Here is a 12,118-nt window from a genome sequence, read left to right on the forward strand (position 1 = left end):
TGATCCGCCCCGTGCACCTGGAAAACGTTCTTCGCCAAATCCAGGCCAATCATGCTAATCTCATCCATAGACGCCTCCATTCAGGTTGTTTGTAAACCCACAATGGCACACCAAGGCCAGCGGGGGCGTCTACACCTTCAAAGCTCATATTGCTTTCTCTTTGCGACGATAGCCGCTGCAAGCATCGCTGGATGGGTGGTCTCGCGCACCGGCCTGCCTCTAGGCTGGATGATCGGGTCTATGTTGGCGACGGCGGCGGCCTCGCTGGCCCGTTTGCCAGTTCAAACCCCCAGTTTGCTGCTCAATATCATACGCGCCTCCATCGGCGTGATGCTGGGGGCCGCTTTTACCAGTGAATTGATTTCATCCGTCGGAACCTGGTGGCCGACATTACTTTGTTTGATCCTGTCTCTTGCGGTGATGTTTGCGGCAGGATTCCTTTTCCTGCGCAAGATCTTGCGGTTTGAGGCGACAACCGCTGCCCTTTGCGCGATGCCCGGAGGCATTGCAGAGATGGTGTTGCTGTCTGACCGAGAGGGCGCAGATCAGACCCGCGTTGCAATAATACACGCGCTTCGGATTGCCCTTGCGATCCTGTTCATCCCCGTGTTGATCAGCCAGATTGCGACAATTGAACCAGCCACAGGCAACGCATCGATGAATGTTGCGACCCTGACGGGACAGGACTGGCTGTGGATTGTGATCTGCATTCTCGCGGGACTCTTCGCGCGCGGCTGGCGAAGGTTGCCCGCGCCCATCGTAATTGTGCCGATGCTGATCAGCGCGGCGCTGCACCTCTCGGGGGCGTCGGATTTCAACGTTCCAGGGTCAATTACAATCGTCATCCAGGTTTTCATCGGAATCAACGTAGGTGGGCGTTTCGCAGGTGCCCCGCTCAAGAGCCTGACTGCTTCGTTTGGCGCGGCCTTCATAGTCGTCGGAGTTCAAATCGGCACGGCCTTCACCGCAGCGCTTCTGGTCGCACAAGGGGTTGGTGTTGATCCGGTTTCGTTGGTTCTTGCCTATGCGCCCGGCGGGCTGGCGGAAATGTCAATTATCGCGCTGAGCTATGATCGTGACGTGGCTTTTGTCGGTGTGCATCATGTCTTTCGGGTCATGCTTGCCCTCGCTTTGGCCCCGCTTTTGTTGTCATGGCTCATCAGACCTCCGAAGGACGCAAAATGAGATATTTGTCGGTAGAGACCGTTGGCAAACCGCTTCAGGTGACTGACCTGCCGGGCATGCTTGGGGTTGAGACGACTACGCGAAACCGAAAGAGCAGCTGGTCACTTGGTCCTCTGTTGCGCCATTGCAACGAAAGTGCAGTTTTGAATCAGGCCTCTAAGACCACTCGGCAATGGCCGCTTTGGCGATATCAGCTGCATCGCAGCGACGTGTCCGCCGCACATGCGAGCAAATTCTGCGTCAGCAATAGCCGCACATGCACAAGTCCGGTTTGTCCGCGTTCTGTGAGTTCATGGTCCCTTAGATTTTTCGGTCGCAGCGAAAGTCCGGTCTGACGGGCCGCAGCGCAGCGAAGGCGAGCACCGGCCGATGACCGGTAAGGGCCGTCCGCATCGGAGCCGACAGGTAGGTTCTGTGATCGCTCTAAGGTCGGCAGAGAGGCCAAGGCACCCACGTACCCACCGCGCAGTAAGGCGCTACAGGGCCCGTTCATCCAATGGTTGCGCTCCCCGGCCGGGCGCGAAGGCGAGATCGTCGCCCTGACCCAGTCTATCCTGAGGCCTATCGCCACCCTGACCTCGCGGCGCCGTAGGCGTCGCTGAGGGGCATTCGGAAATCCCCTCTCATGACCTGCGCAGGTAGCGCGGCTTTGCTGGTTCTCTGACCTGATTGATGACCGCAATACGGTACTCGTTTTGCCGTCTATATCAAGTGAGCAGGCGTCCATCTGGAAAGGTTTTTCTCATACTCGGTAATTGATTTCAAAAGCCACTTCTGAAACACCTTTGCCGCTGGGCGAATTGGGCCAGGTAGCGTGACGAGGTAATAGCCGATCTGCGGAATTGGATCATCGAATAGCGCCACGAGTTTTCCAGACTTCAATTCATCAGAGATGAATGCCGGAACCGTCGCCCCGATACCATCTCCCCGGCGGATTCCATCAAGCAGCATGTTGCCCGGCAAGCGAACCACTCTTCTATGGGCACCAGGTGGTATTCCAACCTTTTCCAACCACAGGTCAAATTCGACAGAAGCCTGTTCCTGAAGAAGAGTGAAATCGAGCAATTCTATTGGGTCCTCGAGCACCCGTTTTCCAATCAATTCCCTTGTTGCGACCACTGTCAGACAGCCAGGTAGCAACATTTGCGAGACCAGTCCCGGCCAGCGCCCTGTGCCGTATCGGATGGCTATGTCAATGCCACCTGGTTTGAGGTCGACGGCCTGGATCGTTGAGTCGATCCTAAGCTCAATATCCGGGAACTCCTGAACAAACGCCGATAGACGCGGCATGAGGAATGCGCTTGAAAACATCGGCGTCGCGCTGACTACGAGCGGGCGAACCGCCTCTACACTTGATATGCTCTCGGTCAGGGACGCCATTGAGGCAAATGCTTCAAGCAAACCCGCCGCTAAGAGTTCCCCCTGTGAGGTCAGCGCGATACCGTGCCGCGTCCGAGTAACAAGCCGGGTTCCTAGATGCTGTTCCAGCACTCGGATTTGTTGGCTGACCGCGGAATGGGTCACATTCAGCGCCGCTGCTGCACGGGTCAAGTTTCTAAACTCTGCGGCGGCGGCGAAGGCTCTCAGAGACGTCAGCGAGGGAAACGTGTGCCAATCCATAAGTAAGAAAATCTAACAATACAGAAGAATTTACAACTACGCGAAATCTTGATCCTTGCGCATGTTGACGTGGAACACCAATGACTGAAACCGGAGGAAACCATGGTAACGCTTGCGGTACTCGGGTTAGGCAACATGGGGTCGGCGTTGGCACATTGCCTGCTCAAGGCAGGTTACAGCGTCTGTGTCTGGAATCGAACACCTGGTAAGACAAAGCCATTTTCTGAGCTAGGTGCAGTGATTTGCACATCCCCGGAAGATGCTGTTGCAGCGTCTGATTTCGTCATCGTCTGTATCAAAAGTCATAAGGAAACCGTCGAATTGCTCAGCGGTCTATGTGTATCGTTGAGTGGAAAGACAATCTGCGACATGAGCACTGGCGATACGTCCGATGCAGATTCATTGGTCTCATTCCTTAACGGCAACAACGCAGACTACATGCTGGGCATGATCAACGCCTACCCTTCAGGCATTGGTAACGGCGACACCACCATCCTCACCGTAGGCAGTGCCGGAACCTGGGATCGCTACGGCGAAGTTATAAGGTCCCTTGGGGGAAAGTCCGCCCAAGTCGGTGAGCAACCCGCGGCTCTTGCAGCACTTTTCGCTGGTCTCTTCACTGTCCGGCAAGGGTTCATGTTCGGGATGATATACGGCGCGCTGGTGTGCCAGAAAGCAGGCGTTCCGATGCAGGTCTATGCAGATCAACTCCCTGCAACGATCAAATTGGTAAATGACTACCACGATCTCTTTGCCCGAACTGTTCCGGTTGGAGATTACGACGACGCCGAAGCTTCGTTGAAGGTCTACGCACTGGCTCAGGAGGATGCTCTGACGACCTGTCTATCTCTGAAAGCACCGGCTGACTTCATCCGAATTATGCATGACCGCACAAAAGCGGCGTGGGAGGATGGATATGGTGACAAACAATTGACCTCGTTGGTCGAGCACATGACAGATGCCTGATGACATCGGGCGCTTACTGTCAATAGTGGTCGTTCGACTTGGACATGCAATCAGGGCGTCAAATTTGACCATCTGGCTCGTCCCAGAAGATCGAGTTTCCGTCTAGGCCAGACTACACAGGCATGCCTTTGTTCCCAGACTGGATCACCACCTTGCATTCCAACCCACCGAGTGCACCTGATCTGCCCAAGTCGAGCTTGGCCCCGTAGGCATTCAGCAAATCGACCGCTATTGCCAATCCTAGCCCACTGCCAGTGACGGAAGTGTCCAAGCGTCCCCCGGATCGCAGGGCTTCGCGTCGTGCGGCTTCGGGAATCCCTGGTCCGTCATCCTCGATGCGAATTTCGATGTTACCCTCTTGTTGCATGGCCGTTAATCTTACGGAATTGCGGCACCACTTTGCCGCGTTATCCAGCAAGTTACCCAAGACCTCCTCAATGTCTTGCGTGTCCATACGAACCCACAAATCCTGATCGCAGCTGACATCCAGAGTCTTGCCTTCCCGTTCAGCAATTAGGGTAAACAGCCGCGTCAGCCGGTTGATGGAGTTTGACAGGTCTGTTCGTGAATGGGTCAGTTCCGCAGTGTTCATCGCCCGCATTCTCGCAAGCGACCGAGCAAGCTGTGCATCGATCCGATCCAGGGCCTCTTGCGCGGTGGTAATCGAAACACTTGCATCCGCTAAGCTTGCCAGTTCGTTCCGCAGAATGGCGGTTGGTGTCTTGAGCGCATGCGCCAGGTCGGCGGCTTGTCGTCGGGACCCGGACACGATGTCCCGATTGCGGCCCAGGAGCTGATTCAGGTCTCGGACCAGAGGAGACACTTCCTCGGGGTAGTCTGAAGGCTTGAGGTCTTCATCCCTTTCCCAGCGGTGGGCCACATCCCTACGCAACTTTCGAAGTGGCCTCAGGATTACAGACGTCAGAAGCAGCGATCCGGCGACGCCAATCAAGCCAACCAGCGCGAATACCGGCAACAGGCTTCGCTGAGTGGCGCGCCGTTCTTCAACCAGTTGGGTCCGGCTTTCGGCCACGCTGATGCCCCAAACCGTTCCGTCCTCATAAGTGATTTTCTGATAAACGCTGCGAACCGCTTCGTTTTCGGGACCCAGAGTGTTCCAAATGGTCGGCGCGTCCGGAGAACCGCGTGGCTCGGCGATGGTCTCGCCAAAGAGCGAGGGGGAAGTAAATATCTGCCCTTCGCGGCTGGTAACTTGCCAATACCGCCCAGAATAAGGCGCACCATATGCCGGATCAAACATCAGGTTACGTAACGCCTCGGGGTCTTCTGTCGCCACGCTCAGCCCGACAACAAGCTGTGTGTGGCGATCCAGTAGCGTGGTGTCGAACCGGTCTGAAACTCTGGCATCGATGTAAGAAAACACTGCAAGGGTGCCCACCCCAACGGATAGGGCCCCAGACGCTATCCCGCCTAACAATGCCCGTTGACGCAGGGATAACATCAGGCTGAATCTATCATATATCCACGACCGCGCGCCGTTGTGATGAGGTCGGACCCCAGTTTCTTGCGTAAGCGGGTTATGAACACGGCAATGGTGTTCGAGTCGCGATCCCCGTCATACTCGTAAATATGTTCGGAAAGCTCAGTTCTCGAAATCATGCGCCCGGCATTATGTGCCAAGTAGGTGAGCACCGCAATTTCTTGTGCGGTCAGATCAATAGGTATTCCGTCTACCGTCACCCGACCATTGCGGGTATCCAAAACGACACTCCCCATCTCGATGATGGGATTTAGTTGCCCGCTTTGGCGGCGCAAGATGGCGCGTACGCGCGCAGCCAGTTCAGGCATATGAAATGGTTTTGTCATGTAGTCATCGGCACCCGCATCCAAACCATCCACGCGCTCGCTCCACCCCTCTCTTGCGGTCAGGATCAGCACCGGAGTTTTCACTCCTGCGCGGCGCCATTCGCGCAAAACGGATATGCCATCGCGTTCCGGCAGGCCAATGTCGAGGATGATCATGTCGTATGGTTCGGTCGCCCCCAAGTGCAGGGCCTCAACACCGCTATGGACGATGTCTACGACGCGGCCTTCAGCGTTCAGAAGCTTTTTGATCTGCTCGCAAAGGTGCGGCTCGTCTTCTGCCAGTAATATTCTCATGCCATGAAATCATAGATGCTCGGACGGGGGCTTATCTATCATTTTTTGCCTCCACCCTTGCCTCCGGAGTTTCCGCCACCATTTCCACCCCCGTTGCCTCCGCCATTCCCCCCGGAGTTTCCGCCACCGTTACCTCCGCCATTCCCGCCAGATTTTCCGCCCCCATTGCCACCACCGTTCCCATTGGCGCCACGATTTCCGTTGTTGCTGTTATTGCCGTTGTTGCTGGCATTCCCGTTGGATTTGGCGTTGGCCGAGTTCCCGGGATTTGAGCGTGCGGCGTCTGATATCTGGCGGCCGACACGGGATCGGTTTGGCACAACAACGCCGGTTTGCGCGTTGACGATGACGCTAACGATTTTGCCGTTCGGCTTCTTGACCAGGATACGGTAATAGACTTTGTCTGTTTTGAAGGCCCGCGCGTCGACGGGGGTCCCGCCAAAGACCTTTTCGACCCCTTTGATAACTTTCTTCAAGCGGATCGCGCCACCCGATGTGGTCGCATTGCGCAGTTCGGATTGCTTCAGTTCGCGCGCAGCAGCGTTACCCTCTCCGGTCAGGAGAAGGGTAGCCATACATATCATCGCCAAGAGCTTCCTCATCGTTGACACTCTTTACTGCACAAAACTCTCCCGAAACTACAGATTCCAAAGTGAACCGTCGATGAACAACCAGTTACGCCTGAGTACAACGAGCATGCGTTCAAATGGAGGCGTTCACTGATTCGAACGCCAACCATCCGCGCCCGATTCCTCGCGACTAGTGGGGTCTGGAAACACGAAATTAGCACTCGATCTGCGAGGACCGTTATGAAAACCACAGGGACCAGCGTGTTGAAAGCTACCGCCATCGCAATTGCCCTGTTGGGGTCAACAGCGATTGTTGCGACAGTAGTGGTTCCCGATTTTGCATATGCGAAAGAGGGTAAGGGAAATGGTGGTGGCAAAGGCAACGGTGGTGACAAAGGCGGTGGTAAAGGCAAGGGCGGCGGATCGGGTGCGGGTAAAAGCGATAGCCAAAAATCCGCCGGAAGATCTGACCGCAAGAGCTCCAAGTCGAAGGGATCTGGCTCGAAATCCTCTAAGCGGAATGGGTTCTCTCTGAAGGGCTTGTTTGGTGGCAAGAAGACCCGCGCCAAGACGGCAAAAGCCAGCCAAAGAACTGTTCGTACAACGCACAAAACTGCAAGAACCGCTGCGGTCACCACATCAATTCGGCCAGCGGCCCGGACACCCGGGGACACAATGGCCGAACTTCTTGGGGCGCATCCTTCGGAACTGGGTGCACTGAACGCCGCCAATGCCAGCGAATCCGCACTACGGAACGCTTCTCCCAATTCACGCGTCGGTCGCATTGCAACGTACCGCGATACGGTTCTTGCCGGGGACGAACTGCGCCAAGACTTGCAGGACGCCGAAGATCATCTAGACAGCCTGGAACCGCCTGAGCGGCCCTCCGACGAAGTCGAGGACGATCTTGAAACAGCGCTGAACGATGTCCGAGAGAACAAGGAAAAGGTAACCGAGCTTGAACGGCAACTTGCCGACGCCGACGGTGCTGATCCCGAGATCGAAGCAGAGCTCGAAGCCGCCAATGCCGACCTGCAAGAGTCTGTTGACACCGCCAAAGATCTGAATGCTGAAAAGCAATCTGCTGTCGAATACGAAGACAAGGTGGCCGAGGTCGAGGACCTGAGCGAATTGGCAGAAGATCAGGCGGAAACCGAACGTGAGGCGCTCGAAAATGCGGCCAACAAACCGGTGACCGACGCGGTTGAAGCCACCGTAAAATCAATTTTGGGCCTTTAGCGCTCAGTACCTTTCGCCCTGCCACTCACGGAGGCGTAGAAGGTCGGGTCAGCCCAGCTAAGTCTATCAGGCTCGGCTGGCCCGGCTTTTTTGTCCGCCCTCTGAGGCACCGGGCCGCACCGCCCAAATACACACAAATTAGCCCGCTCCGATTTGGAGCGGGCTTTGGCTTTCGGCATTACCCGAGTTTGGGGGGCGGGTAAAACCGAGAACGCTGGTAGGGTGCTCAGACGTTCTTCTTTGCCTCATCAAGTCGCTTGTTTTTAATGATTTCCGAGAGAGAATTTTCGATAGGAGGGAAGCGACCACTGCTCGAGTTCGTTGTATTTGGGACTTCGTTGCGCAGCGCAATCCTTGAGGGTTGTGGTGCTGCGGGCGTAGATTGCATCGGAAGCTCAATGGCACTCTTGTTCATGCGTTTTCCCTTCCATGAAGCCGAGCGTCTGGTGGTTCACCCGGCCCAACAAAGATTAGTATGCTCGAAACAGCTTGAACGCTCACAGAACACACCGTTCACGTTCTGTTAATGTTGTTGTTCGCGCTTTGAGGGTATTGCGTGACGCCAGAATAGAACAGGACGACTGATCGTCGATCGACACCCAAGCAAGGGGAACCTAAATTCGGTTACCCCCCATTATGGCCATGTATCAGTTCAGGATATCCGCAACCGCGCCTATAAGATTAAAGACCTGGTTCGTCTCGCGGCTAACCTCATAGACATAGCCGCCAGCCTGCACGTAGTAGCCATTCGACCGCAAACCCCACCGGCGCGGATCGTTGAGAATAGAATAATTGTCATAGATATAGTCACCGACCCCGTAGCGCTTGAGTTGCCCGGGCGGCACACATGGGACAGCCTTTTTGGCAAGCCCCGGCGGACAGTGCGCACGGCCAGGATTGACTGCCGCAGGCATTTGCACCGCTTGTTCTTTGTGACTCTTGGCCTTGTTGTTTCCCTTGCCCTTGCCGCTGTTCGCAAAGGCTGCCGGGGCCGTTACCACTGTGACCACAGCCAGAATCGAAACCAAAAATTTCATCTATCTCGTCTCCACGGATCGCAGATACATTCGGCCTGCGAGGCTGATTTAGCCTTTTAGCGATGGAATTTAACCCCTCGCACCACGGAGGTGGCGGGATGTCGCCTGAAACCGTAGGGTGCCCCAACGCGCTCCGATCAAGTCTCACATGCAAGTAGCAGATTGCCATATTCGGTTGGACAAACGTCTTGCTATCTATACCACTTGCATGTGGCACGCGCTCACAAGAGCATGGGCGCGAAATCATCCAACACTTGGATTCGCATTCACTATAGGCTTACCGCTGGGCCTAAAGGCACCTTCAAGGCGCAAAAGCAGACGTTGTTTTGAAGCGGTTCAATGCTCAGTTTGTTGGGCAGCGTGTGAGTTCGACAGGCCCCCTTTCTCGCTAGTGCAGCGAATGGCGGCAAAGCGGGCTCGACCGCAGCATCTCGGTTGGCTGCTGGATGTCGGCTCTGGTGCCGAGGGCGTGCAGCCCAGATTGGAGGTACCGCGCGCTCGGTGACCAACTGTCTGGCTGTAACCCTTTCGCGATGTATCATATACAGCCCCGCACTGATAATGATGGCAACGCCAAGCAGGCTAGGGCGGGCCAGCAGATGCCACACCACCTCCGAAGTCCGTAGAGAGCTTCAATCAGAGATCCGGAGAAGAAAAAGAGTTTAGCAGTGCGAGGCGCTCAGTTTCCTTCTTCCAAACGCGTGAATTCTGATTCGATCACACCGAAGGACAAGACTGCTGACACATGCCGATTGATCTCGGTCGACTTGTCCGCGTCACGATAAAGAAAGTGGCATTGTTCCCTCCCTTGGTGGACCGCAGGAAGCCTCTGGCAAATGGAATTGCCGTTGATGCTCCATGTCCCTGTGAGGGGGATACCATTCATCCAACCAAAATGCATTGCGACCGTGCCGTCAGTTTCTCGGTCTTCTGAATAAGGTGCTCCAAATGGACCCGTCGTGAACCGTTCTTCGAACTGGTTGGAGTACAACATCAGTAGCTCGTCATGCGCGATGCGGTCCCCTTCGCGTCCCTTGTCGAAATTGTAGGGCCATTCGGGCAATCCGGACGCCAACATGGCGTCGGAAAAGATACTGAATACTTTAGGATCTTCGTAAATTTCGAACCATGGCTTCATCCACATCAAATTCAACCATACGTTATTAGCCAGGAAGCGCTGGATAAACTCGCGTGCCTTTTCGCCGTCGCCTTCACGGTAATATGCTTCCGCCAGAATCCTAAAGTGCTGTTCGCGCAGTTCGTCCTCCGGGATGCTCAGCAATAACGAAAGCGCTTTCTCGCTGCTACCCGCCCTGAGATAATTCCAGGCCAAATCCCCTTTTTCACCCGAACTGAGTCTCGCGGACAGCGCTTCGTACTGTTTGAACGCTTCGATGGCCTGCTCGTAATCGCCAACCGCATTCAGAGTGAGGCCGTGCACAAGCCTAAGGCCTGGTTCGGTTGGGTTGTTGAATACTGCCGCTCTTGCCATAGACAAAGCGCGGCCTCTCTGGAGTTGCTGCAATAGCAATCTGACCTGCAATCCAAGAGCAACTGAATTTGAGGGATCGGCGCTGAGCACATCTCGGACAATAGTCTTTGCATCATTCAGTGCGTCCAGCGTGAAGCGTATTGTGTTGAAGCTTCCTTGCCAGATTTCAAAGTTGGCTTGTGCATATCCGAGTTTAGCCTCGATAAAGCTGGGATCTAGCGCGATTGCTTCCTCGTATAGCGGCAGAGCCTTACCGATATCTGTGAAATCCTTGCTGTGCAGCAGTCTTTCGGCGCTTGCAAAGGCAAGGAACGCGTTTGCGTCATTTGTGGGAGTTTCTTCAAAAATCCGCCGCTCAACCGGGTTGAGTTTAAGCTTCAAGGCACCGGCCGCCTTGAGTTTCAATTCGCCAACGAGATCGAACAGCTGATCTTCTGCCCCCACGGCGATCTGCTGCCAGATGACACCGTCACCGCTCTTTGCTGCATCTCTGAGACGCACGCGGATTTCGATAGCGCCTTCGTGTGTTCTGACTGACCCATCAAGAACGTACCTGACATCAATGTCTCGTTTCAGATCCTCTAACGTGACGGCGATGCCTTTGTGTTCCATTGATGTACTGTGCGGCGCAGAGGGCAACTGCCTGAGCCTGCTGTAGGATCGAAGAAACAACTCTGTCACGACATCCGCTGCGATCCTGTCAGAGCTGGTTTCGGCCGTAAACGGGACGATCAAAATCCCATCGTCGGGATCGCCAAAGCTCGGAGTCCAGATTGAAACGAAGAGAGCACACAAGCCCACCAAAAGGACAGCCGCTGCTGCCACCAATGGCTTTCTGACTCGGCTTGAGATCGGGCCTGTACCGGTAATTATTTTGCCAGCGTCAGCCGGATCAAGAAGCACTTTGAATGCTTGTATCGGCTCCGAAAGGTTTTTGACCTTGTTGAGGCCCGCGTCGGCAAAGCCAAGATCCAGCTTGCCTTTCACACTTTTGAAGACCGTATCTGAGATCATTATCCCATTGGGTTCAGCCAATCCTTCCAGACGGGAAGCGACGTTCACCCCCTCGCCGAAAATGTCGTCTTCCTCGACGAGGACGTCGCCGAGATTGATCCCGATACGATAAGAAATTCGTTTGCCGATATCCTGATCGCGTTCGTGAACGATCATCGCACGTTGCACAGAAGCCGCCCACGAAACCGCGTTTACGGCACTGGCAAACTCGATCAGTACCCCGTCTCCCGTGGTCTTTACTATCCGACCGTCAAACTTAGCCACGCTGGGATTAATGACTTGGTCGAGCACTTCTTTTTGCCGTGCGAGGGTTCCAGTCTCGTCCAACTCCATGAGCCGACTGTAGCCAACCATATCGGAAGCCACTATCGCGGAAAGTCTTCTAACCTCGTTTGACAAAGACACCTCCAGCCCCTTGCAAACTTAGTCTAGTGGCATTTTGATCGTCTGTCCTCGCCTGATAAGTAGGGATAGGGAGGCTGTCGAATGCAAACATCGCCGATGCAACCTTAATGTGCGACATGAGCACTGAAAAACTCAGTCGCGCCTCTTTGGACGGTCAGCAATAGCGCGTGTTGCGTGAGTTCAGAGCGCTGAGGGTTTTGCGTTTGCAGCGAATGGCCGCAATGACGGGCCGCGCAGCAGCGATTGGCATGTTGGGTGAACGGCAGGATTGGGCCGTCCTTGCCTCAGCTGCACAAGCCAACAAATGGAATGCTGCAATTGCTCCGATGGCCGCTCTGATGCAGGTTTCTCGGACGCCGCATGCTGGCGGGGGAGTTGCGCGATGGGTTTCCCGGCGTCAGAGAAGCGCTCAGGCGGGAAATCGCGGGGTTAGTTCTTTTGGGTCGGCTGTGCTATGGGGATTTGTACGA

General features: G+C 55.1%; 10 protein-coding genes and 1 pseudogene. 3 read left to right on the plus strand and 8 right to left on the minus strand.

From position 1 onward, the window contains the following. Positions 1–51 precede the first annotated feature (51 nt). Entirely contained in the window at positions 52–1,185 is a 1,134-nt protein-coding gene (locus AB1E34_RS25645; protein ID WP_372575129.1) for an AbrB family protein, read from the plus strand. 702 nt (positions 1,186–1,887) lie between these two features. Here the strand turns inward: AB1E34_RS25645 and AB1E34_RS25650 are convergent. After that, entirely contained in the window at positions 1,888–2,805 is a 918-nt protein-coding gene (locus tag AB1E34_RS25650; RefSeq protein ID WP_372575130.1) for a LysR family transcriptional regulator, read from the minus strand. Between the two features lie 102 nt (positions 2,806–2,907). Between AB1E34_RS25650 and AB1E34_RS25655 the strand changes: the two genes are divergently transcribed. Further along, positions 2,908–3,771 (plus strand): NAD(P)-dependent oxidoreductase, encoded by an 864-nt coding sequence (locus AB1E34_RS25655; RefSeq protein WP_372575131.1) that lies wholly within the window; start codon positions 2,908–2,910, stop codon positions 3,769–3,771. 112 nt (positions 3,772–3,883) lie between these two features. Here AB1E34_RS25655 and AB1E34_RS25660 read toward each other — a convergent pair whose 3' ends face one another. The 3 genes from AB1E34_RS25660 to AB1E34_RS25670 all read right to left on the minus strand — a co-directional run bounded on the left by AB1E34_RS25660 (position 3,884) and on the right by AB1E34_RS25670 (position 6,467). Further along, a complete protein-coding gene (locus AB1E34_RS25660; RefSeq protein WP_372575132.1) occupies positions 3,884–5,170 on the minus strand; it encodes an ATP-binding protein in 1,287 nt (428 codons plus the stop codon). 62 nt (positions 5,171–5,232) lie between these two features. Next, positions 5,233–5,892 carry a response regulator transcription factor gene (locus AB1E34_RS25665; RefSeq protein WP_372575133.1) on the minus strand — a complete coding sequence of 220 codons (660 nt, stop codon included), beginning with the start codon at positions 5,890–5,892 and terminating at the stop codon, positions 5,233–5,235. Positions 5,893–5,930: 38 nt separating this feature from the next. Continuing rightward, the gene (locus tag AB1E34_RS25670) at positions 5,931–6,467 is read right to left on the minus strand and encodes a PepSY domain-containing protein (protein ID WP_372575134.1); all 537 of its coding nucleotides are present in this window, start codon (positions 6,465–6,467) and stop codon (positions 5,931–5,933) included. 234 nt (positions 6,468–6,701) lie between these two features. Here AB1E34_RS25670 and AB1E34_RS25675 point away from each other — a divergent pair, with 234 nt between their 5' ends. Then, entirely contained in the window at positions 6,702–7,700 is a 999-nt protein-coding gene (locus tag AB1E34_RS25675) for a hypothetical protein (protein WP_372575135.1), read from the plus strand. Between the two features lie 226 nt (positions 7,701–7,926). Here AB1E34_RS25675 and AB1E34_RS25680 read toward each other — a convergent pair whose 3' ends face one another. The 4 genes and pseudogenes from AB1E34_RS25680 to AB1E34_RS25695 all read right to left on the minus strand — a co-directional run bounded on the left by AB1E34_RS25680 (position 7,927) and on the right by AB1E34_RS25695 (position 11,597). Next, positions 7,927–8,115, minus strand: a complete 189-nt coding sequence (locus tag AB1E34_RS25680; RefSeq protein ID WP_372575136.1) for a hypothetical protein — start codon at positions 8,113–8,115, stop codon at positions 7,927–7,929. Positions 8,116–8,347: 232 nt separating this feature from the next. Continuing rightward, positions 8,348–8,737: a hypothetical protein gene (locus AB1E34_RS25685; RefSeq protein ID WP_372575137.1), complete on the minus strand. Its 390-nt coding sequence runs from the start codon at positions 8,735–8,737 to the stop codon at positions 8,348–8,350. 479 nt (positions 8,738–9,216) lie between these two features. Continuing rightward, positions 9,217–9,321 (minus strand): annotated as a pseudogene (locus AB1E34_RS25690) (DMT family transporter); the annotation flags it as partial. 95 nt (positions 9,322–9,416) lie between these two features. Further along, positions 9,417–11,597, minus strand: coding sequence for an adenylate/guanylate cyclase domain-containing protein (locus AB1E34_RS25695; RefSeq protein WP_372575138.1), 2,181 nt, complete (start codon positions 11,595–11,597; stop codon positions 9,417–9,419). Between the last annotated feature and the right edge of the window lie 521 nt (positions 11,598–12,118).

Source organism: Ruegeria jejuensis (assembly GCF_041537905.1).
Classification (GTDB): Bacteria; Pseudomonadota; Alphaproteobacteria; order Rhodobacterales; family Rhodobacteraceae; genus Ruegeria_C.